This is a genomic window from Isoptericola sp. S6320L (assembly GCF_023015685.1).
GTDB lineage: Bacteria > Actinomycetota > Actinomycetes > Actinomycetales > Cellulomonadaceae > Isoptericola > Isoptericola halotolerans_A.
In genome coordinates, this window is sequence record NZ_JALKAT010000005.1 from 81673 (window position 1) to 104611 (window position 22939).

Consider the following 22939-nt stretch of genomic DNA (forward strand, 5'->3'; position numbering starts at 1 on the left):
CCTTCGGGTCGTGGGTTCCGGGCGGCAGATCCGCGCGCCAGCCTACCGGCGCGGACACGTCCGCCCGCGTGAACCTATCGACGAAGCCTGAGCGCTACCTGTGAGCGCTCAGAAGAACGACGGCGGCCCACCCATGGGCCACCACTCGATCGGGTGCGGGTCGCCGCTGAGCTGCGTGTACAGGATCCACGACCCGACGAGGCACACCGCCACCACGATCACCGCGCCGAGCAGGCCTGGCGCGAGGTTCGCGAGGATCGTCCGCGCACCGTCGCGCGCCGTGCGGCCCGCCGGCCCGAACCAGGTCGCCAGCACCACCGCGACCATCGCCCCGGCCAGCACGAGCCCGAAGACGACCGGCGCGTTGCGGCCGCCGACCGACCGGGAGGCGACGTCCTCCAGCGGCATGACGATGAGGTTGCCGTCGCCGAACAGCCAGTAGCCGCCCATAACCGCGAGAAGTCCCACGCACCCGCCGACCAGCGCGGCCGGCACGATCCCGAGCGCACCGACGACGGCGTGGTACGGGAAGAGGAGGGTCGCCACCAGCCCGTCGGACCGGTTCACGCCCTTGCGCTCGCGCCGCTCGTGGAAGCGCTGACCCGAGGTCCCGACGATGCGGCACAGCACGGTGAGGCCGCAGAGCACGCCGAACGCGATCAGCGGGTAGAACGCGGCCAGCACGACGACCGGCAGGCCCAGCGCCAGCACGCTCCCCCACCGGCGCGGGTGCACGGGTGCCACGTACGGGCCCGCGGGCTGCTCAGGTTCCGGGTCCGGGTCGGGCGTCGCGTCCGCCAGCTCCTCGTAGCTGCGGTACCGGACGTCCCCGACTGGCAGGATCTGGGTGCCGCCGTCCTGCGCCATCGCCCGCTCGCGCTCGTCGGCGGGCATCGCACGCCGGGCGTCCTGCGGGGGCGGCGGGGGTACGGGCGGCCCGACGACGGCGGTCTCGTCCCCGGCGCGCGCCGCGGCCACCTCCTGGGTCACCCCGCCCGGGGCCGTGCCGTCACCACCCGTCTCCGCGCCGGGTGCCGTGCCGTCGTCGTCCGCCGACTCCCCGGAGACCGCGGTGTCGGCCCCGGCCCGGCCCGCGGCGGACGCTCCCGCGAGCGCCGCCGTCGCCGCACCCGCGGCGACCACGATGCGCTGGGTGGCCTGCGGGTCCTCCGGGACGCCGACGACGTCGCTCGCCCCCGCCTCGAGGTCGCGGCGGACGGCGCGCACCACGTCGGTGGGGCCCCAGCGCCGGGCGGGGTCGGCGTGCAGCGCGCCCGCGAGCGCCCGCCCGGTGCGGGCCGGGACGCCGACCAGGTCGGCCCGGCCCTCCCGCGACCGGCGGAGCACGAGGTCGGTCGGGCGCACGCCGAACGGCGACCGCCCGGTCGCGGCGAAGGCCAGCAGCGCGGCCCAGCTCCACCAGTCGGTCTCGGGCACCGGGTCGCCGCCGTCCAGCAGCTCGGGCGCGATGTACCCGGGGGTGCCCATCACGAACCCGGTCATGGTGGTGCGGGCGTCCTCGGTGCTCTGCGCGATCCCGAAGTCGATCAGCGAGGGCCCGGCGCCGGTGACCATGACGTTGGAGGGCTTGAGGTCCCGGTGCACCACCCCGGCGGCGTGCACGGACTCCAGGGCGTCGGCGAGCTGGTCGGCCAGCGAGAAGAGGTCGGCGACGTCGAGGGGGCCGCGCGCGTCGACCTCCTCCTCGAGCGTGAGTCCCTCGATCAGCTCGGTGACGACGAACGCCTGGGGACCCTCGAACTCCGCGTCGAGCACCTGCGCGACGGCGGGGTGGCGCAGGCGCTGCAGGGCCGCGACCTCGCGGCGCAGCCGCTGCCGGCCGGCAGGGTTCGCGTCCACGTGCGCGTGCAGCACCTTGAGCGCGACGCGCTGCCCACCGCCGTCGACCGCCTCGTAGACGGCGCCCATCGCGCCGCGGCCGAGCAGGGACACGACGGAGTAGCCCCCGATGTCGGACCCCGCGGGCAACGTCCCGTCGGCTCCGGACGCCGGGGCACCCGCCGTCATCACCTGTGCCTCGTCGCCCTCTCCCATGGGCCACACCGTAGCGCCGGGGCGGGGGTCCGCGCGCTCGCACCGCGCGGGCACGCGTCCCGCGACACCGGCGGCCGAGCAGCCAGGGGCCCCGCTCGGTAAGGTTCGCCGTGGGCGTCTGGCTACCCTGTCAAGTCAGTGCGGGGGGCCACCAACCTGGGGAGAGAACAACCTTTGAACGGATCGGCAAGCAGCTCCGAGGGCACCGGCGGGTACGACCTCGTCGTCGTGGCGAACCGGCTCCCGGTCGACTTCTCCGTCGACGACGACGGCGAGGTGGACTGGCAGCGGTCGCCCGGAGGCCTGGTCTCGGCGCTGGAGCCCGTCATGCAGGAGAACGACGGGGCCTGGGTCGGCTGGTCCGGCGCACCGGACCTGGCGCACGAGCCCTTCGAGGCCGACGGCATGATGCTGGTTCCGGTCACGCTGTCCGCGAGCGAGATCAGCAAGTACTACGAGGGCTTCTCCAACGACACGCTGTGGCCGCTGTACCACGACGTGATCGCCCCGCCCACCTACCACCGGCAGTGGTGGGAGGCCTACCGGCGGGTCAACCAGCGGTTCGCGGAGGCGGCGGCGGCGCAGGCCGCCCGCGGCGGCGTCGTGTGGGTGCACGACTACCAGCTCCAGCTCGTGCCCAAGATGCTCCGCGACCTGCGCCCGGACCTGCGCATCGGTTTCTTCGACCACATCCCCTTCCCGCCGGTCGAGCTGTTCCAGCAGCTCCCCTGGCGACGCAGCATCCTCGAGGGGCTGCTCGGTGCCGACCTCGTCGGCTTCCAGCGCGGCGGTGACGCCTCGAACTTCGTGCGGGCCGTACGGCGTCTCACCGACCACCCGACCCGCGGTTCCGTCGTCTCCATGGAGGCCGACGACGGCACGCCGGGCCGGCGCGTGCGGGCGGCAGCGTTCCCCATCTCCATCGACACCAGCAAGTTCGACCGGCTGGCGCGCAGCACCGAGGTCCAGGCCCGGGCCAAGGAGATCCGTGCCGACCTGGGCGACCCGGACGTCGTCATGCTCGGCGTCGACCGCCTCGACTACACCAAGGGCATCCGGCACCGGATCAAGGCGTACGGCGAGATCCTGCAGGACGGCCGCATCGACGCCGAGCACACCACGCTCGTGCAGGTCGCCAGCCCGTCGCGGGAGAACGTCGGCGCCTACCAGGAGCTCCGCGAGCACGTCGAGGGCCTGGTGGGGCGCCTCAACGGCGAGTTCGGCGAGATCGGGCACTCCGCGATCCACTACCTGCACCACTCCTACCCGCCGGAGGAGATGGCGGCCCTCTACCTCGCGGCGGACGTCATGCTCGTGACGTCCCTGCGCGACGGCATGAACCTGGTGGCCAAGGAGTACATCGCGGCCCGCTCGGACCTGGGCGGCGTGCTGGTGCTGTCCGAGTTCACCGGCGCGGCCGACGAGCTCGCCCCCGGGCCGCTGCTCGTCAACCCGCACGACATCGACGGGATGAAGGACATCATCGTCACCGCAGCCCACATGGACCCCAAGGAGAAGCGCCGCCGCATGCGCCGCCTGCGCCGCAAGGTCATGGGCGACGACGTCGCGAAGTGGTCCAAGACGTTCCTCGGCGTCCTGACCGCCATGCCCTCCCGGGACACCCATGTCTGAGGCGATCGACCCCTCCCTCGCCACCGCCCTGGAGCAGCTCGTGGCCGACGACGGCGCCGCGGTGCTCGTCGCGCTCGACTTCGACGGGGTGCTCGCCCCGCTCGTGGACGACCCGACCGCGTCCCGCATGACGGCGGCCACCCGCGCGGCCGTGGACCGGCTGGCGGCGCACGTGCGCGGCGACGGGCCCGCGGACGCCGGGGCCGCGGCCGGGCGTGCCCGGCTCGCCTTCGTCTCCGGCCGTGACCTCGAGGACCTGGCCCAGCGCTCCGTCCCGCCGGTCGGCGCGTACCTGGTGGGCAGCCACGGCGCGCAGACCGGCCACGCGACCACCGCGGGGCTCGACGCGGTGCCGTTCGAGCTCACCGCCGAGCAGGCCGACGTCCTGGCCGAGCTCACGGCGGCGCTCGACGCCGCCGTCGTGGGCCGGGACGGGGCGTGGGTGCAGCGCAAGCCGAGCGCCGCCGTCCTGCACACGCGCACGGCCGGGCCCGCGGACACGGCCGCCGCCGTCGAGGCGGCCGACGCCGCGGCGGCACGGCTCGGGCTGGACGCGATGCACGGCAAGGACGTGGTCGAGATCGCCGTGCTGCACACGACCAAGGGCGAGGCGCTCGAACGGCTGCGCACCGTCGTCGCGCAGGATGCCGGCGCCCCGGCCACGCGCGTGCTGTACGCGGGCGACGACACCACCGACGAGAAGGCCTTCGCCGTGCTCGGCGCGGGCGACGTGACCATCAAGGTGGGGCCCGGCGAGACCCTGGCCGCGCACCGCGTCGCGGACAGCGACGCCGTGGCCGCCGTCCTCGACCGGATCACGGACCTCCTCGCCGTGTGAGGCGGACCGCTGCACGAACGTGACCAGGGACATGGCGTGATCCCGGTCACGGCCATGTACTATCGAGCAGCGCCAATCCCCGGGACGGACCGGGGCCGGGCGCGTCGAACAACAGAATGTGTCACCGCTGACACGCCAGTCGTGAACGCAAGACACCCGACCACAACGGATCGTCCGGCACGTACCTGCCGGTGGAGGGAATCACCATGGCTTCGGTCACCTACGACCACGCGACGCGGATCTACCCGGGCAGCGAGCGCCCGGCCGTGGACCAGCTCAACCTCGAGGTGGAGGACGGCGAGTTCCTCGTCCTCGTCGGCCCCTCGGGCTGCGGAAAGTCCACGTCGCTGCGCATGCTGGCAGGCCTCGAGGACGTCAACGGCGGGCACATCTACATCGGTGACCGCGACGTCACCGACGTGCAGCCCAAGGACCGCGACATCGCGATGGTCTTCCAGAACTACGCGCTCTACCCCCACATGTCCGTCGCGGACAACATGGGCTTCGCGCTGAAGATCTCCGGCACGCCGAAGGCGGAGATCCGCCAGCGCGTCGAGGAGGCCGCGAAGATCCTCGACCTCACCGAGTACCTCGACCGCAAGCCGAAGGCGCTCTCCGGTGGTCAGCGTCAGCGTGTCGCCATGGGCCGCGCCATCGTGCGTCAGCCGCAGGTGTTCCTCATGGACGAGCCGCTGTCGAACCTCGACGCCAAGCTGCGTGTCCAGACGCGTACGCAGATCGCGTCCCTGCAGCGCCGCCTCGGCGTCACGACGGTCTACGTCACGCACGACCAGACCGAGGCCCTCACGATGGGTGACCGCATCGCGGTCCTCAAGGACGGTCTGCTGCAGCAGGTCGGCACCCCGCGCGAGATGTACGACACCCCGGCGAACGTGTTCGTCGCGGGCTTCATCGGCTCCCCCGCCATGAACGTCGGGACGTTCGACGTCAAGGACGGCAAGGCCGTCGTCGGCCACGCGGCCGTGCCGATCGACCGCGACGCCCTCGGCCAGCTCACGGACGCCGACGGCGGCAAGATCACCGTCGGGTTCCGTCCCGAGGCGCTGGAGATCGTCTCCGCCGGCAGCCCCGACGCCCTGCAGGTCGAGGTCAACCTCGTCGAGGAGCTCGGCTCGGACGCGTTCGTCTACGGCTCGCTCAAGAGCGAGGGCGTGGCGGGCGAGCTGCACTCCGGTTCGTCGGACCAGGTCATCGTGCGCATCGACCCGCGCGACGTCCCGATGAAGGGTGACACCATCCACGTCACCATCGAGCCGGGCAAGTCGCACGTGTTCGCTCCCTCCACCGGCGCGCGTCTCTGAACCACGCCTAGCGTCTGACGGGCGGGTCCGGCTTCGGCCGGGCCCGCCCGTCGTCGTCTACGCTGGCACCCGATGGAACAGCTGCAGATCACCTCGGCGACGCCGAACTCGGCGCTGCTCGACCTGCCCTGGCGGCAACCGCTCGCCGAGTGGCCGGCCGACGTGCTGGCCGCCCTGCCCCGCGGTATCTCCCGGCACGTGGTGCGGTTCGTGCGCCTCGACGGCCGCGTGCTCGCGATCAAGGAGATCAGCGAGTCGATCGCGTTCCGCGAGTACGAGATGCTGCGCCAGCTGCGCAAGCTCGAGGTGCCCGCCGTGAAGCCGGTCGGCGTCGTCACGGGCCGCCGGTCCGACGCGGGCGAGCCGCTCGAGGCCGCGCTCGTCACCGAGCACCTCGCGTTCTCGCTGCCGTACCGCTCCGTGTTCAGCCAGGCGCTGCGCGACGAGACGGTGAACCGGCTCATCGACGCCCTCACCGTGCTCCTGGTCCGCCTGCACCTGACCGGGTTCTTCTGGGGCGACGTGTCGCTGTCCAACACGCTGTTCCGCCGCGACGCCGAGCAGTTCGCCGCGTACCTCGTCGACGCGGAGACCGGCGCCCTGCACCGCGAGCTCACCCGCGGACAGCGGGAGTACGACGTCGACCTGGCGCGCACCAACATCATCGGTGAGCTGATGGACCTCACCGCCGGCGAGCTCCTCGACGAGGAGATCGACGAGATCGCGATCGGCGACTCGCTCGTCGAGCGCTACACGGAGCTCTGGCAGGCGCTCACCGGCGTCGAGGCCTTCCACGCCGACGAGCGCTGGCGTGTCGCCGCGCGCATCGAACGCCTCAACGAGCTCGGCTTCGACGTCGGCGAGCTGTCCATCACCACCGACATCGACGGCACCACCGTGCAGATCCAGCCCCAGGTGGTGGACGCGGGGCACCACTCGCGGCGGCTGCTCAAGCTCACCGGCCTGGACGTCCAGGACAACCAGGCCCGCCGGCTGCTCAACGACCTCGACTCCTACCAGGCGGCGACGGAGCGCCAGGAGGAGGACGAGCAGCTCGTGGCGCACGACTGGCTGCAGAACGTCTTCCGGCCGACGATCCGCGCCGTGCCCCGCGAGCTCCGGCGCAAGCTCGAACCCGCGCAGCTCTACCACGAGATCCTCGACCACCGGTGGTTCATCTCCGAGCAGGCGCAGCGCGACGTGCCGATGCCCGAGACCGTGGCGTCCTACGTGGAGAACGTGCTCCAGCACCGTCCCGACGAGAAGGCCATCCTCGGCCTCGCCCCCGGGGAGGCGCCTGAAGAGGGCCCCGAGTCGGACTACTTCCACTACGCGTCGGCGGACGGCTGAGCCCCACCGTCCGCCCGCCCCCCGCCGAGGTAGTAGCGGTCCCGCCGAGGTAGTAGCGATTGCCGCGAGGTAGCAACGCTCGCGCCGAGGTAGCACAGTTCTCGCCGAGGTAGCCCGACGCCGCGAGGAGACGCCGGGGCGGCGAGCGTCGGAGCCGGGTGGCGGAGGCCCGTGGACGCGCGTCACTCCGGACGGCGACCCGCCGGACGCCCCCTACCTCGGCGTATGTGCCACTACCTCGGCCGAACCACTACTACCTCGGCGCATGTGCCACTACCTCGGCCGAGCCGCTACTACCTCGGCGGAGATGTGCCTACCTCGCGGTCAGGCGGTGGCGGCGGCTCGGGCCTGCGCCACCTCGTACAGCGAGATGCCCGCGGCGACACCGGCGTTGAGCGACTCCACCGACGAGGCGATGGGGATCGACGCCACCGCGTCGCAGGTCTCGCGGACCAGCCGCGAGAGCCCCTTGCCCTCGGAGCCGACCACGATGACGAGCGGGTCGGTCGCGAACGGCAGGTCCCGGATCGCGGTGTCCCCGCCGGCGTCGAGCCCGACGACGAACACGCCCGACTTCTTCAGCTCGGTCAGCGTGCGCGCCAGGTTGGTCTCCTTGGCGACCGGCACCCGCGCCGCGGCACCGGCCGAGACCTTCCACGCCGACGCCGTCACGGAGGCCGAGCGCCGGGAGGGCACGAGCACGCCGTGCGCGCCGAACGCGCCGGCCGACCGGAGCACGGCGCCCAGGTTGCGGGGGTCGGTGACCGAGTCGAGCGCGACGATGAGGGGCGGCTCCCCGGCGTCCGCCGCGGCGTCGAGCAGGTCCTCGACGTCCTTGTACTCGTAGGGCGGCACCTCGAGGGCCACGCCCTGGTGCACGGAACCCTCGGTGAGCTGGTCCAGCGCGCCGCGCGACGACTCGAGCAGGCGCGCCCCGCGCATCGAGGCGAGCTCGAGGATCTCGCGGGTGCGGTCGTCGTGGTCGATGCGCTCGGCGATGTGCACGGCCGTGACCGGGGCCTTCGTGCGCAGCGCCTCCAGCACCGCGTTGCGGCCGGCCACCACCTCGGCACCGCCGGTCGCCTTGCGCGTGCCGCGGGAGACGCCCTTGCGCGCTCCCTGCGCGCTCTGCGACTCCTGGCGCTTCTCGGCGGCCACCTTCTTCTTGTGCGCCGGGTGGTAGGTGCGGTCCTCCGCGCGCGGCGTCGGCCCCTTGCCCTGCAGCGCCTTGCGGCTGTGGCCGCCGGTGCCGACCTGTGCGCCCTTCTTGGTGCTTCCCTTGCGCTTCGCGCCGGGTCGCTGCGAGTTGCCCGCCATCAGCTGTTCTCCTCCGTGGTGGACAACGCCCAGCGGGCGCCGTCCGGTGAGTCCTGCACGACGACGCCGGCCGCGGCGAGGCGGTCCCGGATCGCGTCGCTGGTGGCCCAGTCCTTCGCGGCACGGGCAGCGGCCCGCGCCTCGAGCTCCGCGCGCACGACGGCGTCCAGCGCGTCGGCCACCTTGGTGTCTGCTTCCGCGGCCCAGAGCGGGTCGGCGGGGTCGAGGCCGAGCACGTCGAGCATGCCCCGCAGCGCGACCAGCGCCCGGCGGGCGCCGTCGTCGTCCGCCGCGGCGAGCGCCGTGTTCCCGGACCGCAAGGTCTCGTGCACGACGGCGAGGGCGGCCGGGACGTTGAGGTCGTCGTCCATCGCCGCCTCGAAGGCCGGCGGCAGCGCCGAGGTGGCGATCTCCGCCCGGGAGACGTCGCCGACGCGCTCGGTGGCGCGTGCCACGAACCCGACGAGGCGCTCCCAGGTGTTGCGGGCCTCGTCGAGCGTGTCCGGGCCCCACTCGAGCATCGAGCGGTACTGGACCGCTGCCAGGGCGTAGCGCACGACCGGCGCTGGCGCCTTGGCGAGGACCTCGCTCATGAGCAGCCCGTTGCCGAGCGACTTGCTCATCTTCACGCCCTGCTGGGTCACCCAGGCGGAGTGCATCCACCGGTCGGCGAACCCGTAGCCCGCGGCACGGGACTGGGCCTGCTCGTTCTCGTGGTGCGGGAACCGCAGGTCGAGGCCGCCGCCGTGGATGTCGAACGACTCGCCCAGGTACCGGTGCGCCATCGCCGAGCACTCGAGGTGCCAGCCGGGCCGGCCGCGGCCGAACGGGGTGTCCCACGCGGCGGTCTCCGGCTCACCGGGTCGCGACGCCTTCCACAGCGCGAAGTCGTGCGGGTCGCGCTTCTCGGTCGTAGCGGCGTCGTCCGTCGACTCGGGGTTGAGGTCCTCGAGCCGCTGCGTGGTCAGCTCGCCGTAGGCGGGCCAGGACCGGACGTCGAACCAGACGTTGCCGGGGCCGGTGGTGTAGGCGTGCCCCGACTCGACGAGACGTTCCATCAGATCGATCATCTGCGGCACGTGGCCGGTGGCACGCGGCTCGTAGGTGGGCGGCAGGACGCCCAGCGCGTCGTACGCGGCGGTGAACTCCCGCTCGTGCACGGCGGCGTGCGCCCACCACTCGACCCCGGCCGCGGCGGCCTTGGTGAGGATCTTGTCGTCGATGTCCGTGACGTTGCGGATCAGCGTCACGTCCAGCCCCTTGCGCCGCAGCCAGCGGCGCAGCACGTCGAACGCGACGGCAGGGCGCAGGTGGCCGACGTGCGGCGAGGACTGCACGGTGGCGCCACAGAGGTAGATGCCGACCTTGCCCGGGGTGCGTGGGACGAGCTCGCGCACGGTGCGCGTGGCGGTGTCATACAGGTGCAAGGTCACCGGTCCAGGGTACCGGCCTGGTCGCCGCCGGTCGGCGCGGCCGGCGCATCCTCGCCCGTGGCTGCCGCGTCGGCGTCGAGCAGCGTCGTCAGGCGCCGGTGGCCGCCCGTCTCGTGGACGACCACGGTCACGGCCGGGGCGAGCATCACGAGCAGCAGCGCCACCGGCGTCGTGCCGCCCGCGGCGACGACCGCGACCGCTGCCGCCAGGAGGGCCACCGCGGCTCCGAGCAGCAGCAGGCGCACCGGATCGGCACGCCCCACGAGGTAGACGTGCAGGACGACGTCGGTCACCAGGAAGACCAGCACGGGCACGGCGACGGCGAGCAGCGCACCGACGTCGGACAGGTGGGCCTCTCCTTCCAACCAGTAGGCCACCACGTGCAGCCCGGCACCCACCGCGGCGAGGGACCCGAACACGACCAGGTGGCCGTAGCCCCACCCGAACGAGCGGCCCCGGTGCCGGGCCAGGAGATCGCCGGCCGGGGTGAGGAAGTACGTCCACCACAGGCCGAACGTGAGGGCGACGCCGGCGACGCACACGAGGACGGCGTCCACGCTCCAACCGGAGTGCTCGACGACGGCGGACAACGAGGCCACCGTGCCGATCACACCCTCGCCGAGGGTGATGATGATGAGCAGCCCGTACCGCTCGGCCACGTGGTGCGGGTGCCAGGGGGTGCCGCGCCGCCCGGACGCGTCGGCGACCGGCCTGCGCTCCCCGAGCACCGGCCCGGCGGTCTCGACGAGCACCATGCCGGCCCCGAGGAGGAAGAACTGGCCCACGGACACGGGCAGCACCGCCAGGAGCACCCAGCCGAGCTGCGCGACCACCAGCGCGGTGGCGTAGACGAGCGCGACGGGCCGGTAGGTCGGCGACTGCCGGGCGACCCGCAGCCACTGGGCCAGCATCGCGAGGCGCATCACCACGTACCCGGCGACCATGACCTCGTTGTCCACCTGCTGGCCGCCGTCGATCGAGCGGAACATCTCCGGCAGGCCGAGGGCCAGGACGACGACGCCGATCATCTGGACCATCGTGGTCAGGCGGTAGAGCCAGTCGTCGGTGTCGAACGCGGAGGCGAACCAGGTGAAGTTGATCCACGCCCACACGATCGCGAAGACCGCGAAGGCGAAGCCGATCACGCCGGCGGGCACGTGACCCTCGGCGATCAGGTGCGCCGCCTGCTCACCCGCGACGGCGAACGCCACCACGAACACCAGGTCGAAGAGCAGCTCCAGCGGTGTCGCGGCGCGGTGCGTCTGGGCGGGGTCGCGACCGAACATCCGGCGCAGTCGGTCGTGGCTCATGCGGCCAGCGAACCAGACGTCAGCCGAAAGTGCGACCCTCCCCGCGGTAGGTGGGCACCGTGCCGACCACCTCGTCGCCGCGCACGAGGTGCACGGCGGCGAACCGCTCCATCAGCTCGCCCGCCTTGGCGTGGCGGAACCACACCCTGTCCCCCACGTGCAGGGGTCGCCCGCCGCGCAGCCGGAGCGGGGTCTGCACCTCGCCCGCGGCCTCCTGCCGGGTGAGCGACCAGCCGGGCGTGACCAGCCGCGGCAGCCGGGACGCGCCGGCGGGCCCGGACGCGACGTACCCGCCGCCGAACGCCGTCGCCCAGCCGGGGCCGGGGTTCCGCACCACGTCGAGCCCGAAGAACGCCGACGGACGCTGCGTCACGGTGCGCATCCCGTCGAAGGTGCCGGGGACGAACAGCCCGGAGCCCGAGGTCACCTCGGTCACGCCGGACCCGGCCGCGGACGTCTCCAGCGACCCGGTGCCACCGGCGTTGACCAGCTCGACCTCGTGCCCGACGGCGGCACGGACGGCCGCGAGGATGCCGCGGCGGCGCCGGTCGACGTCCGGCACGGACAGCGCCTTGACCACCCGGACCGCCGGGGTGTCGGGCAGGCCCGCGACCTGCGCCTCGTAGAACATCAGCCCGCGCAGCCGCAGGCCGTCGGCACGGTCGACCTCGGCAGCCAGCGCGGCCACCTGCTCGGGGCTGCGCAGCGGCGACCGGCGCGTGCCGAGGTGCAGACGGAGCGGACCTACGCCCACCCGGAGCGAGGAGTCCACGTCGAGGCACACCGCGACCTCCGGGAGCGCGGCCTCCTCCCCCGGCGCGGCGTGCCCGGCGAGGGCGGACCGCACGAGCGCGAGCTGGGCGGCGTCGTCGACCATGAGGGTGATCTCGCGCCGGGCGACCGCGTCGCCGGCGAGGCGGTCGAGCGCCCCCGCGTCGACCGTGGGGTACCCGACGAGCACGTCGCGCACTCCCGTCCCGACCAGCCACAGGGCCTCTTCGAGGGAGTACGCCATGACCCCCGCGAACCCGGCGTCCAGGGCACGCTCGACGAGGGAGCGCACCCGCACGGACTTCGCGGCGACCCGGACCGGGGTGCCGCCGGCCCGACGGAGCAGGCTCGCGGCGTTGGCGTCGAACACGTCGAGGTCGACGACGGCGAGCGGCGCGGGCAGACCGGTCGTCGCCCTGGTCAGCCGCTCGGTCACGCCCATGCAGGCACGGTACACCGGCGCCCCGGCGTGGCAGAGTGTCCGCCGTGACGTTCACCACCTGGGGGCGGACCTTCACCGCCGAGCCCGCACAGCAGGCGACACCCCGCGACGAGGCGGCGCTCCGGGCGCTGGTCGCCCGCGCCGCGAGCGACGGGCTGCGGGTGCGTGCCGTCGGTGCGGGGCACTCGTTCACCGACGCCGCCGTGACCGACGGGCTGCTCCTCAGCCTGGACCACCTGCGCGGGCTGGAGTCCGTGCAGCGGCTGCCCTCCGGCGGCGCCCTGGTCACGGTCGGGGCCGGCACCCGGCTGCACGAGCTGAACCGGACCCTGGCGTCGCACGGCCTGGCGATGCGCAACCTCGGCGACATCGACCGGCAGTCGGTCGCCGGGGCGATCTCCACCGGTACGCACGGCACCGGTGCGCGGCTCGGCGGGCTGGCGACGCAGGTACGCGGGGTGCGGCTGGTGCTGGCCGACGGCTCGGTGCGGACGGTCACCGACGACGACCCGCCCGGCTCGCCGGAGCGGGTGCTGTTCGAGGTGGCACGCCTCGGCCTGGGCACCGTGGGCGTGCTCGCCGCGGTGACCCTCGAGGTCGTGCCGGCCTACCTGCTCCGCTCGACGGAGACCGTGCGGCCGTGGCGTGAGGTCGTGGACGGCTACGACGCGCTGGTCGACCGGCACGAGCGGGTCGACGCCTACTGGTTCCCCGGCACGGACCGCATGCTCACGTGGTGCAACGACCCCCTCGACCGCGACGAGGCGGCGGCGCACGCCGAGCGGCAGGAGGGCCTGCCCGGCGCCCTGCGTCGCCTCGGCGCCGGCGCCCGCACCCTCCTCGACGAGGAGGTCCTCGCCAACGGCGTCCTCGGCGCCGCCATGCACGTGGCGGCCGCGACCCCCCGCTGGGTGCCGCAGATCAACCGGATGAGCGCGGCCGCGCTCGGTGACCGCACGTACGTGGCGCCGTCGGACCAGGTCCTGGTGACACGGCGGCGGGTGCGCTTCGCGGAGATGGAGTACGCGGTGCCCCGCGACGCCCTGCGCGAGGTGCTGACCGACCTGGCAGCGTGGCTGCGGACGTCCGGCGAGCCGGTGCCGTTCCCCGTCGAGGTGCGCTGCGCGGCGGCGGACGACGTGTGGCTGTCCACGGCACGCGACCGGGACACGGCGTACGTGGCCGTGCACCAGTACCACCGGATGCCCCGCGAGCGGTACTTCGCCGCGGCGGAGGAGATCTTCGTCGCGGCGGGTGGACGGCCGCACTGGGGCAAGCTGCACACCCGCACGGCCGACGACCTGGCCGAGCACTACCCGCTCGACGACGTCGCGAGCGTGCGTGCCGTCGTCGACCCCGGTGGCACCTTCCGGAACGCCTACACGGACCGGGTCCTCGGCACCCCGTAGACGTCGGGGCGGTTCGGGGAGCGGGTCGAGGCCGGAGCTACCGGGCGGTCGGGGCGACCAGGGCCGTGGCGATCGCCGCGACGCCCTCGCCGCGACCCGTGAGCCCCAGGCCGTCGGACGTCGTCGCGCTCAGCGAGACCGGGGCGCCGGCCGCCTCCGACAGCGCCGCCTCGGCCTCCGCCCGGCGCGGCCCGACCTTGGGCCGGTTCCCGATCACCTGGACCGCGACGTTGCCGATCTCGAAGCCCGCCGAGCGCACGCGGCGCGCCGCCTCGGCGAGCAGGGTGACGCCGCTCGCTCCGGCCCACTCGGGCTGTCCGGTGCCGAAGTGCGACCCGAGGTCGCCGATGCCCGCCGCCGAGAACAGCGCGTCGGCCGCGGCGTGCGCCGCGACGTCCGCGTCCGAGTGGCCGGCCAGACCGCGCTCCCCCGGCCAGCGCAGGCCACCGAGCCACAGCTCGCGGTCCGACCCCTCGGGAGCGAACGCGTGGACGTCCACGCCGACGCCGGTCCGCGGCAGGGCGCTCATCGTTCCTCCAGCAGCAGGGTGGCGATGGCGAGGTCGCGCTCGGTGGTGATCTTCAGGGCCGCGACGTCGCCCGCGACCACGTGCACCGGCTCGCCGAGCGCCTCGACCAGGCCCGCGTCGTCGGTGGCGGCCAGGTGCTCGGCGGCCGCCCGGGACGCACCCTCGGCGTGCGCCCGGACCAGCAGCTCGCGCTCGAAGCCCTGCGGGGTCTGCACGGCTCGCAGGGTGCTGCGGTCAGGGGTCTCGACCACGCGCTCGACCACGGGCGCGCCGGCGGCGGACCGCTCGACCGGGGCGCCGTCGTCGGGCGCCACCCGTTTGATGGTGTCGGTGACCGGCAGCCCGGGGACGACGGCGGGGTGCCCGCTGCGCACGGCCGCCACGACACGCCGGACCAGCGCGGGCGGGGTGAGCGGCCGGGCGGCGTCGTGCACGAGGACGACGTCGGTGCCGGGCTCGGCGCGGGCGAGCCCGGCCGCGACAGACGCCTGGCGCGTGACGCCGCCGTCGACGACCTGCAGCTCGAGGTCCAGGGGGCCGACGGCGGCACGCATCTGCGCGCTGCGACCTGGCGGCGCGGTGATGACGAGGAGGTCCACCACGCCGGAGTCCGCCAGTGCCCGTGCGGCATGGGCGATCATCGGCAGGCCGCCGACGTCGACCAACGCCTTGGGGACATCCCGCCCGAGCCGCGTGCCGGAACCGGCCGCGGTGAGGATCGCGAGCGTCGTCAGGAGGCGAGCACCTCGTCGATGATGGCGCCGGCCTTCTCCTCGTCGACACCCTCGGCGAGGGCGACCTCGGACTCGAGGATCTGACGGGCCTTGGCCAGCATGCGCTTCTCGCCGGCGCTCAAGCCACGGTCCGCGTCACGGCGGGAGAGATCGCGCACGACCTCGCCGACCTTGATCACGTCGCCGGACGCGAGCTTCTCGAGGTTCGCCTTGTAACGCCGCGACCAGTTGGTCGGCTCCTCGGTGTACGGGGCGCGCAACACGTCGAAGACCCTGTCCAGGCCTTCCTGGTCGACCACGTCTCGCACGCCGACGAGGTCGACGTTCTCGGCCGGGACCTCGATCGTCAGGTCGCCCTGGGCGACCTTGAGCTTGAGGTACATCTTCTCTTCACCACGGATCTTGCGCGTCTTGACCTCTTCGATCAGCGCGGCCCCGTGATGCGGGTAGACAACCGTCTCGCCTACTGTGAACGTCATCTGTAGATGTCCCCTTTCCCAGTGGCCGAGTCTATCACGGGCAAGGGCTTCCTCCCCGTGCCCGCACGGCTTCCCAGCAGGCCTCGACAGTGCATCGCCGCAGGTCAGAGGCCTGCGCGAAGCCTCGGTGGATGTAGGTCGCCGGACCCCACTAGGATGGCGCCGGGCGCACTGCGTCCTCCCATCCAGTGACACAACGCGTGCACAAGACCTGCCGTCGGCACGCACGCTCCAGCCGAAGGAGAGCACGTGGCCCGCTCCGCCCGTCCTGCCCGAACCACCCTCGCCGTCGCGGGCGCCGCCGTCGGAGCGCTGCTGCTGGGCGCGTGCGCGCCGGTCACCACACAGCTGCCCTACGCCCCCTCGGACGGCACGCGCGTGGACTTCGCCGACGCCCAGGTGCGCGGGCTCAACCTGGTGGTCATCGCGGCCGAGGAGAACGCGCCGGGGAACCTGCTCGGCGCGCTGGCGAACAACTCGGACGAGGACGTCGTCTTCGAGCTCGAGACGCCGGGGGCGGCCCCGGTGTCGGTGCCCGTGGCCGCCGGCGAGACGGCCTACCTGGGCGCCGACGGCACGGAGACGCTCATCGACAACGTCGCCGCCATCCCCGGCGCCAACCTCGAGGCGACGCTCTCCGCGGCCGGCGAGACCGAGGAGTTCTTCCTGCCCGTGCTCGACGGCACGCTGCCGGAGTACGCCGACTACCTGCCCTGACCCACGCCGGGTTAGCGCCGGCCCCGCCGAGGTAGTGGCTCACTCGTCGAGGTAGTGGCTCACCCGCCGAGGTAGCGCCGGCCCCGCCGAGGTAGTGGCTCACCCGCCGAGGTAGCGCCGGCCCCGCCGAGGTAGTGGCTCACCGGCCGAGGTAGCGCTGGTCCGGCCGAGGTAGCAGCGAAAGGCCCCTCCCGCTCGAGCGGGAGGGGCCTTTCGTCGCGGTGGGCGCTACTACCTCGCCGGGTGCGCTACTACCTCGGTGGGTGGGGCACTACCTCGGCGGGTGAGCCACTACCTCAGCGCAGGCGGCACTACCTCGGCGACGTCGCGGGGGATCAGCCGAAGCGGCCCGAGACGTAGTCCTCGGTGGACTTCTCCGACGGCGACGAGAAGATCGTCGAGGTCTCGTCCATCTCGATCAGCTTGCCCGGCTTGCCGGTGCCCGCGATGTTGAAGAACGCGGTGCGGTCGCTCACGCGCGCTGCCTGCTGCATGTTGTGCGTGACGATCACGATCGTGTACTCGCTCTTGAGCTCACCGATCAGGTCCTCGATCGCGATCGTCGAGATCGGGTCGAGGGCCGAGCACGGCTCGTCCATGAGCAGGACCTGCGGCTTCACCGCGATGGCGCGGGCGATGCAGAGCCGCTGCTGCTGACCGCCCGACAGGCCCGACCCCGGCTTCTCCAGGCGGTCCTTCACCTCGTTCCAGAGATTGGCGCCGTGCAGCGAGGACTCGACCATGTCGTCCGCGTCGGCCTTGGAGATCCGCTTGTTGTTGAGCTTGACGCCCGCCAGCACGTTGTCACGGATCGACATCGTCGGGAACGGGTTCGGCCGCTGGAACACCATGCCCACGTTGCGGCGCACGGCGACCGGGTCGACGTCCGAGCCGTAGAGGTCGACGCCCTCCATCTCGACGGTGCCCTCGACACGGGCGTTCGGGATGACCTCGTGCATCCGGTTCAAGGTGCGCAGGAACGTCGACTTGCCGCAGCCGGACGGCCCGATGAGGGCGGTCACCGACTTCGGCTCGATCGTCATCGTGATGTCCTGCACGGCGAGGAAGTCGCCGTAGTAGATGTTGAGATCCTTCACATCGATGCGCTGAGCCATCGTTGTCTCCTTCGTATGAGCTGCGTGTGCAGAAGCGGTTCTGCGCGTCAGCGCAGCTTCGGGGAGAACCAGCGGTTCACCAGCCGACCGATGATGTTGAGCAAGAGCACCAGCACGATGAGCACGAGCGCCGCACCCCACGCGTTCTGGAGCGCGATGTCCGGGATGCACGTCGCCGACTCGCCGCCCGGGCACGTGGCCAGGCCCTGGCTGTACTGCCGGTAGGCGAACACCGGCAGTGTCATCATGCGCCCCTCGAACGGGTTCGTGTTGATCGAGTCCGTGACACCCACGGCGACCAGCAGCGGGGCGGTCTCGCCGATGACGCGGGCGATCGCCAGCAGCACGCCCGTCGTGAGGCCCGCCACGGAGGTGCGCAGCACGACCTTGACGATCGTCAGCCACTTCGGGACGCCGAGCGCGTAGGCCGCCTCGCGCAGCTCGTTCGGCACCAGCTTGAGCATCTCCTCGCAGGAGCGCACGACCACGGGGATCATCAGCACCGACAGCGCGACCGCGCCGATCAGGCCGAACCGTGCGGCCGGCCCGAGGATGAGCGTGAACAGCGCCACGGCGAACAGACCGGCCACGATCGAGGGGATGCCCGTCATGACGTCGACGAAGAACGTCACGGACCGGGCCAGTGCGCCGCGGCCGTACTCGACGAGGTAGATCGCGGTCAGCACGCCGATCGGCACCGAGATCAGCGTGGCCAGGCCGGTGATGATGAGCGTGCCCATGATGGCGTGGTAGATGCCACCGGTCGGGTCGCCGCCGAAGATGTTGCGCATCGACAGCGTCAGGAAGTCCATGCTGATCCGCCCGATGCCGTTGGACGTGACGGTCCACAGCAGGGAGATCAGCGGCACCATGGCGAGCGCGAAGGCTCCCCAGACCAGCACCGTCATCGTGCGGTCGACGCGCTTGCGGCCCGGGTGGGCCGCCGTCAGCATGCTGCGCACGCGTTCGGTGCTCTCGGCCGTCGGCGGGTGTGCGGTGGTCGCGCTCATCAGTTGGCCCCCGAGAATTCCTTGCGCCGCGCCACGATCGCGCGCGCTCCCATGTTGACGGCCAGCGTGATGACGAACAGCACGAGGCCGGTGGCGATCAACGTGTTGACCGCCAGCCCGCTGGCTTCCGGGAAGTCGAGGGCGATGTAGGCGGCGATGGTCTGGTGCTGGGCGCTGTCGAGGATGTGGAACGAGTAGAGGAACCCGGGCGAGAGGATCATCAGCACCGCCATGGTCTCGCCGAGCGCGCGGCCCAGCCCCAGCATCGCCGCGGAGATGATGCCCGAGCGACCGAACGGCAGCACGGCGGTCCGCACCAGCTCCCAGCGCGTGGCGCCGAGGGCGAGCGCGGCCTCCTCGTGCAGCTTCGGCGTCTGGAGGAAGACCTCGCGCGAGACGGCGGTGATGATCGGCAGGATCATCACCGCGAGCACGATGGCGACGGTCGCGAGCACGCGGCCCGTCGGCGAGGCCTCGCCGGCGAACAGCGGGAACCAGCCGAGGTACTCGTTGAGCCACGACCAGATCGGCACGACGAACGGGGCGAGGACGAAGAAGCCCCACAGGCCGTAGATCACCGACGGCACCGCGGCGAGCAGGTCCACCAGGTAGCCGAGCACCTGGGACAGCCGGCGGGGCGCGTAGTGCGAGATGAACAGCGCGATGCCGATCGCGAGCGGCGTGGCGATCGCCAGCGCCAGGATCGCGGCGAGCAGCGTGCCGAAGACCAGCGGGCCGACGTACGCGACGAACGACGTGTCCTCCGGGTAGCGCGGCACGGCGGTGGCGAGCTCGTCGCTCCCTGCGGTGAGCGCCGGCCACGCCTGCCACAGGAGGAACAGCGCGACGGCGGCCAGGACCGCCAGGATCAGGACGCCCGAGCCCACGGCGATCCAGCGGAAGACGCGGTTGAAACCGCGGTCGGACCCGCGACGGCGGGTCGCTCGGGCTCTGGCCCGGGGCGGACTGTCGGTCATGCTCACTTCGATTCCTCGTTCGTGCTTGGGCACTGCGGCCGCCTCTGCTTCAAGAGGTCGACGCCGGGCCCGGTGGCCGGGTGCACCCCCTCGGGGCGCTGCACCCGGCCACCGGGCCGACGTCGACCTGCGGGTGAGTCGGTCAGCCCGCGGAGATCGACTCGATGCCCGGCATGACGGCCTGGCGGATCGTGTCGGAGAGCGGGGCGGAACCGGCGGCGTCGGCCGCAGCCTGCTGACCCTCCTCGCTGGCGAGGTAGGTCAGGAAGCCCTTGACGAGACCGGCGGTCTCCTCGTCGGCGTAGGTCGTGCAGGCGAGGGAGTAGGAGACCAGGACGATCGGGTAGGTGCCCGCGATGTCGCGCTCCAGGTCGATCGTGTAGACGTACTCGCTGGTGCCCTCGGTGCGCGGGGACTGGGCCACGACCTCGGCGGCGGCCTCGGCCGAGTACGGCACGAACTCGTCACCGACGCCGACGGCGACGGTGCCCAGGTCGGCGATCTGGGAGGCGTCGGCGTACGTGATGGTGCCCTCACCGGCCTGCGCGGCCCCGACGACGCCGGAGGTGCCCTGCGCGGACTCCTGGCCCTCGACCGGCCACACGCCGGACGGCTCCTCCGTCCAGATGTCGGGGGCCACCGAGTAGAGGTACTCCTCGAAGTTCTCCGTGGTGCCCGACTCGTCGGAACGGTGCACCACGGTGATCGCGGTGTCGGGGAGCTCGGCGTCGGGGTTGTCCGCCGCGATCGCCTCGTCGTTCCACTGGGTGATCTCGCCGAGGAAGATGCTGGCGATGGTCTCCGGCTGGAGGTTCAGCGAGTCGACGCCCTCGAGGTTGAAGGCCACCGCGACCGGGCTGACGTAGCCGGGGAACTCGATGACGCCACCCGGGCCGCACTGGGCCTCGGCCGCGGCGAGCTCCTCCTCGTCCAGGGCGGCGTCGGAGCCCGCGAAGGCGTACGAGCCGTCGCCGAAGCCGGTCCGACCGCCACCCGAGCCGACGGGGTCGTAGTTCACGGTCGCGTCCGGGTTCATCTGCTGGAACCCGGCGCGCCAGGCGTTCATCGCCGCCTCCTGCGAGGAGGCGCCGCCGCCGGAGAGCTGCCCGGAGAGCGACTCCATGTCCTCGGCGGAGCCGGTCTCCGTCGAGTCCGCGGTGTCGTCACCCGCCGCGGTGTCCGCGGGCTCCGGGTCCGAGCCGCACGCGGCGAGGCTCAGAGCGAGCACGCCGACGGCGACGGCAGATCCTGCACGAGTGAATCGGCTGAGGTTCACGAGTCGTCCATCCTTCACGCATGTGGTGGCACCGGCGGCCGCCGGCGTTCGACTGGAACGCTAGGGAGGCCAGGTGGCCCGGCAGCCAGGAGCAGGTGAACGACGCATGAACAACCGACGGCCTGTTGGCGCGCCGGCCTCTCAGGACTCGTCGTCGGCCAGCTTGTACCCCAGTCCGCGCACCGTCAGGAGGAGGGCCGGCGACCCGGGATCGGCCTCGATCTTGGAGCGGATGCGCTTCACGTGGACGTCCAGCGTCTTGGTGTCACCGACGTAGTCCGCGCCCCACACGCGGTCGATCAGCTGCCCGCGGGTGAGCACGCGTCCGGCGTTGCGCAGCAGCAGCTCGAGCAGGTCGAACTCCTTGAGGGGCAGCGAGACCGTCTCGCCGCCCACGGCCACCGTGTGCCGCTCCACGTCCATGCGCACCGGACCGACCTCGAGCACGGACTCGCCGTCGTCGTCGTGCCCGTTGGCGCCGCTGTCGACGCCGGCCGCGCCGCGCCGGCGCATCACCGCACGCATGCGCGCCAGCAGCTCGCGGAAGGAGTACGGCTTGGTGACGTAGTCGTCGGCGCCGAGCTCCAGCCCCACCACCTTGTCGATCTCCGAGTCCTTGGCGGTGAGCATGATGATGGGCACGTCCCCCCGCTGCCGCAGCTCCCGGCACACCTCCGTGCCGCTGAGGCCCGGGAGCATGAGGTCGAGCAGCACGAGGTCCGCACCGCCGTCGTCGTACCTGTCCAGCGCGTCGTTGCCGTTCGACGTCGCCACGACCTCGTAACCCTCGCGGGTCAGCTGGTACGTCAGCGGGTCGCGGTAGGACTCCTCGTCCTCGACCACCAGGATGCGCGTCACGCGCCTACCTCCTCGTTCGTCGGGCCTTCCGGCCCGTGCTCATGGTCACCGCCGCGTCCCGCCCTCGGGGACACGTGCGAGTCGTGGGTCACGCCGTCGGTCTCGTCGTCGGGGCTGCCCGACGGCCCGGTCGTCAGCTCGCCGGCCGGCAGGTCCGCGGCAGGTATCCGCAGGGTGAACGTCGAGCCCTTGCCCGGCTCGGACCACACCCGCACGTCCCCGCCGTGGTCGGCGGCGACGTGCTTGACGATGCTCAGTCCCAGGCCGGTGCCGCCGGTGTCGCGCGATCGCGCGGGATCCACCCGGTAGAAGCGCTCGAACACCCGCTCCTGCACCTCCGCGGAGATGCCGATGCCCTGGTCGACGACGTCGATCTCGACCAGCCCGCCGCGCTCGTGCACGCCGACGCCCACCCGGGTGTTCTCCCCCGAGTAGGACACGGCGTTGTCCAGCAGGTTGCGCACCGCCGTGACGAGCAGGTTGTGGTCACCGAAGACGACGCAGTCCGCCGAGCCGCCCACCGTGATCGTGATGTTCTTGCCCTGCGCCGTCGTCCGGGCGCGGTCGACGGCCTCGTCGACGACGTCCCGGACCGGGACCGGACGGACCTTCTGCAGCGCGCCCGCCACCTGGAGGCGGGAGAGCTCGATGATCTCGTGCACCAGGGCGGACAACCGGTGCGCCTCGGACTGCATCCGTTCGGTGAACCGGCGCACGGCCACCGGGTCGTCCGCGGCGTCCTGGACGGTCTCCGCGAGGAGGGCGAGCGCGCCGACCGGCGTCTTCAGCTCGTGCGAGACGTTGACGACGAAGTCGCGGCGGATGGCCTCGACCCGCCGCGCCTCGGTGCGGTCCTCGGCCAGCACGAGGAGGTTGTCGAGCCCCAGCGCGGCGACGCGCACCTGCAGCAGCACCGTGCCGGAGCCGATCGGGCCGCGCGGCAGCTCCAGCTCCTCCTCGCGGATCACGCCGTCACGACGCACACCGTGCACCATGTCCACGATCGCCGGGTGCACCAGCGCGTCGTTGCGCACGATGCCCAGGGCATAGGCGGGCGGGGACGCGCGGATGACCTCGTCGTCGTCCCCGATCACGACCGCTGCGGAGCGCAGCACCGACAGCACGCGCACCAGACCGCCGTCGAGCTCCGACGTCCCGGCGTCCGCGTCACGGCGCTGGTTGCGGTCCGAGAAGCGGAAGGCGAGGGCAGCGACCAGCCCGACGACGACGCCGAGCACGCCGGCGACGACGGCGGTCGCACCCTGGATGATTCCCTCCACGCCCTCAGCCTAGGTCGCGCCGACGCCCTCGCCGTGCCGGTGCGCCGTCTGCTTCCTGACGTGTCGTCCACTGTTCACCTGTGGA

General features: G+C 72.7%; 20 protein-coding genes. 6 read left to right on the top strand and 14 right to left on the bottom strand.

What is annotated here, in order from left to right; translation table 11 throughout:
- Positions 1–108: 108 nt before the first annotated feature.
- The gene (locus MWU57_RS04740) at positions 109–2055 is read right to left on the bottom strand and encodes a serine/threonine-protein kinase (protein ID WP_246907593.1); all 1947 of its coding nucleotides are present in this window, start codon (positions 2053–2055) and stop codon (positions 109–111) included.
- A gap of 174 nt (positions 2056–2229) precedes the next feature.
- On the opposite strand from MWU57_RS04740, the gene MWU57_RS04745 reads away from it, so the two are divergent.
- The 4 genes from MWU57_RS04745 to MWU57_RS04760 all read left to right on the top strand — a co-directional run bounded on the left by MWU57_RS04745 (position 2230) and on the right by MWU57_RS04760 (position 7197).
- On the top strand, positions 2230–3687 hold the full coding sequence (locus MWU57_RS04745) for a trehalose-6-phosphate synthase (protein ID WP_106266092.1): 1458 nt from the start codon (positions 2230–2232) through the stop codon (positions 3685–3687).
- Positions 3680–4525: a trehalose-phosphatase gene (gene otsB / locus MWU57_RS04750; protein ID WP_246907595.1), complete on the top strand. Its 846-nt coding sequence runs from the start codon at positions 3680–3682 to the stop codon at positions 4523–4525. The genes MWU57_RS04745 and otsB overlap by 8 nt, the downstream gene beginning before the upstream one ends.
- Positions 4526–4731: 206 nt before the next feature.
- A complete protein-coding gene (locus MWU57_RS04755) occupies positions 4732–5847 on the top strand; it encodes an ABC transporter ATP-binding protein (protein ID WP_246907597.1) in 1116 nt (371 codons plus the stop codon).
- A 72-nt stretch (positions 5848–5919) separates the two neighbouring features.
- The gene (locus tag MWU57_RS04760) at positions 5920–7197 is read left to right on the top strand and encodes a DUF4032 domain-containing protein (protein WP_106266097.1); all 1278 of its coding nucleotides are present in this window, start codon (positions 5920–5922) and stop codon (positions 7195–7197) included.
- Between the two features lie 324 nt (positions 7198–7521).
- Here MWU57_RS04760 and rlmB read toward each other — a convergent pair whose 3' ends face one another.
- The 4 genes from rlmB to MWU57_RS04780 are packed head-to-tail and all read right to left on the bottom strand — an operon-like array spanning position 7522 to position 12470.
- On the bottom strand, positions 7522–8514 hold the full coding sequence (rlmB, locus tag MWU57_RS04765) for a 23S rRNA (guanosine(2251)-2'-O)-methyltransferase RlmB (RefSeq protein WP_246907598.1): 993 nt from the start codon (positions 8512–8514) through the stop codon (positions 7522–7524).
- Positions 8514–9947, bottom strand: a complete 1434-nt coding sequence (cysS, locus tag MWU57_RS04770; RefSeq protein WP_246907600.1) for a cysteine--tRNA ligase — start codon at positions 9945–9947, stop codon at positions 8514–8516. Before cysS ends, rlmB begins: the two co-directional genes overlap by 1 nt.
- Entirely contained in the window at positions 9944–11257 is a 1314-nt protein-coding gene (locus MWU57_RS04775; RefSeq protein WP_246907602.1) for a low temperature requirement protein A, read from the bottom strand. The genes cysS and MWU57_RS04775 overlap by 4 nt, the downstream gene beginning before the upstream one ends.
- A 19-nt stretch (positions 11258–11276) precedes the next feature.
- Entirely contained in the window at positions 11277–12470 is a 1194-nt protein-coding gene (locus MWU57_RS04780; RefSeq protein ID WP_246907603.1) for an alanine racemase, read from the bottom strand.
- Between the two features lie 44 nt (positions 12471–12514).
- Here MWU57_RS04780 and MWU57_RS04785 point away from each other — a divergent pair, with 44 nt between their 5' ends.
- On the top strand, positions 12515–13879 hold the full coding sequence (locus tag MWU57_RS04785; RefSeq protein ID WP_246907604.1) for a D-arabinono-1,4-lactone oxidase: 1365 nt from the start codon (positions 12515–12517) through the stop codon (positions 13877–13879).
- 37 nt (positions 13880–13916) lie between these two features.
- Here MWU57_RS04785 and ispF read toward each other — a convergent pair whose 3' ends face one another.
- From ispF to MWU57_RS04800, 3 genes are read right to left on the bottom strand one after another with little or no spacing between them, the layout of a single operon-like run.
- Positions 13917–14408 carry a 2-C-methyl-D-erythritol 2,4-cyclodiphosphate synthase gene (gene ispF / locus MWU57_RS04790; protein WP_106266106.1) on the bottom strand — a complete coding sequence of 164 codons (492 nt, stop codon included), beginning with the start codon at positions 14406–14408 and terminating at the stop codon, positions 13917–13919.
- A complete protein-coding gene (gene ispD / locus MWU57_RS04795; protein WP_246907695.1) occupies positions 14405–15142 on the bottom strand; it encodes a 2-C-methyl-D-erythritol 4-phosphate cytidylyltransferase in 738 nt (245 codons plus the stop codon). Before ispD ends, ispF begins: the two co-directional genes overlap by 4 nt.
- Complete coding sequence (locus tag MWU57_RS04800) at positions 15139–15621, bottom strand: CarD family transcriptional regulator (RefSeq protein ID WP_098464588.1); 483 nt, start codon at positions 15619–15621, stop codon at positions 15139–15141. Before MWU57_RS04800 ends, ispD begins: the two co-directional genes overlap by 4 nt.
- 249 nt (positions 15622–15870) lie before the next feature.
- Between MWU57_RS04800 and MWU57_RS04805 the strand changes: the two genes are divergently transcribed.
- Entirely contained in the window at positions 15871–16338 is a 468-nt protein-coding gene (locus MWU57_RS04805) for a hypothetical protein (RefSeq protein ID WP_106266109.1), read from the top strand.
- Positions 16339–16673: 335 nt separating this feature from the next.
- On the opposite strand, the gene pstB is transcribed toward MWU57_RS04805, so the two are convergent.
- From pstB to MWU57_RS04835, 6 genes are all read right to left on the bottom strand, one after another.
- On the bottom strand, positions 16674–17453 hold the full coding sequence (gene pstB, locus MWU57_RS04810) for a phosphate ABC transporter ATP-binding protein PstB (RefSeq protein ID WP_106266111.1): 780 nt from the start codon (positions 17451–17453) through the stop codon (positions 16674–16676).
- A 47-nt stretch (positions 17454–17500) separates the two neighbouring features.
- Entirely contained in the window at positions 17501–18463 is a 963-nt protein-coding gene (gene pstA, locus MWU57_RS04815) for a phosphate ABC transporter permease PstA (RefSeq protein WP_106266112.1), read from the bottom strand.
- Positions 18463–19440 (bottom strand): phosphate ABC transporter permease subunit PstC, encoded by a 978-nt coding sequence (pstC, locus tag MWU57_RS04820; RefSeq protein WP_106266114.1) that lies wholly within the window; start codon positions 19438–19440, stop codon positions 18463–18465. The genes pstA and pstC overlap by 1 nt, the downstream gene beginning before the upstream one ends.
- A 142-nt stretch (positions 19441–19582) precedes the next feature.
- Entirely contained in the window at positions 19583–20716 is a 1134-nt protein-coding gene (gene pstS, locus MWU57_RS04825) for a phosphate ABC transporter substrate-binding protein PstS (RefSeq protein WP_207767678.1), read from the bottom strand.
- A gap of 141 nt (positions 20717–20857) precedes the next feature.
- A complete protein-coding gene (locus MWU57_RS04830; RefSeq protein WP_246907606.1) occupies positions 20858–21574 on the bottom strand; it encodes a response regulator transcription factor in 717 nt (238 codons plus the stop codon).
- On the bottom strand, positions 21571–22854 hold the full coding sequence (locus MWU57_RS04835; RefSeq protein WP_246907608.1) for a cell wall metabolism sensor histidine kinase WalK: 1284 nt from the start codon (positions 22852–22854) through the stop codon (positions 21571–21573). The genes MWU57_RS04830 and MWU57_RS04835 overlap by 4 nt, the downstream gene beginning before the upstream one ends.
- Positions 22855–22939 lie beyond the last annotated feature (85 nt).

What these genes read in the sequence shown, in the direction of transcription:
- pstA (WP_106266112.1), bottom strand. Translation starts at nt 18,463, where the DNA reads ATGAGCGCGACCACCGCACACCCGCCGACGGCCGAGAGCACCGAACGC.
- MWU57_RS04760 (WP_106266097.1), top strand. Translation starts at nt 5,920, where the DNA reads ATGGAACAGCTGCAGATCACCTCGGCGACGCCGAACTCGGCGCTGCTC.
- pstB (WP_106266111.1), bottom strand. Translation starts at nt 17,453, where the DNA reads ATGGCTCAGCGCATCGATGTGAAGGATCTCAACATCTACTACGGCGAC.
- MWU57_RS04775 (WP_246907602.1), bottom strand. Translation starts at nt 11,257, where the DNA reads ATGAGCCACGACCGACTGCGCCGGATGTTCGGTCGCGACCCCGCCCAG.
- ispF (WP_106266106.1), bottom strand. Translation starts at nt 14,408, where the DNA reads ATGAGCGCCCTGCCGCGGACCGGCGTCGGCGTGGACGTCCACGCGTTC.
- MWU57_RS04800 (WP_098464588.1), bottom strand. Translation starts at nt 15,621, where the DNA reads ATGACGTTCACAGTAGGCGAGACGGTTGTCTACCCGCATCACGGGGCC.
- MWU57_RS04780 (WP_246907603.1), bottom strand. Translation starts at nt 12,470, where the DNA reads ATGGGCGTGACCGAGCGGCTGACCAGGGCGACGACCGGTCTGCCCGCG.
- otsB (WP_246907595.1), top strand. Translation starts at nt 3,680, where the DNA reads ATGTCTGAGGCGATCGACCCCTCCCTCGCCACCGCCCTGGAGCAGCTC.
- rlmB (WP_246907598.1), bottom strand. Translation starts at nt 8,514, where the DNA reads ATGGCGGGCAACTCGCAGCGACCCGGCGCGAAGCGCAAGGGAAGCACC.
- MWU57_RS04755 (WP_246907597.1), top strand. Translation starts at nt 4,732, where the DNA reads ATGGCTTCGGTCACCTACGACCACGCGACGCGGATCTACCCGGGCAGC.
- pstC (WP_106266114.1), bottom strand. Translation starts at nt 19,440, where the DNA reads ATGACCGACAGTCCGCCCCGGGCCAGAGCCCGAGCGACCCGCCGTCGC.
- MWU57_RS04740 (WP_246907593.1), bottom strand. Translation starts at nt 2,055, where the DNA reads ATGGGAGAGGGCGACGAGGCACAGGTGATGACGGCGGGTGCCCCGGCG.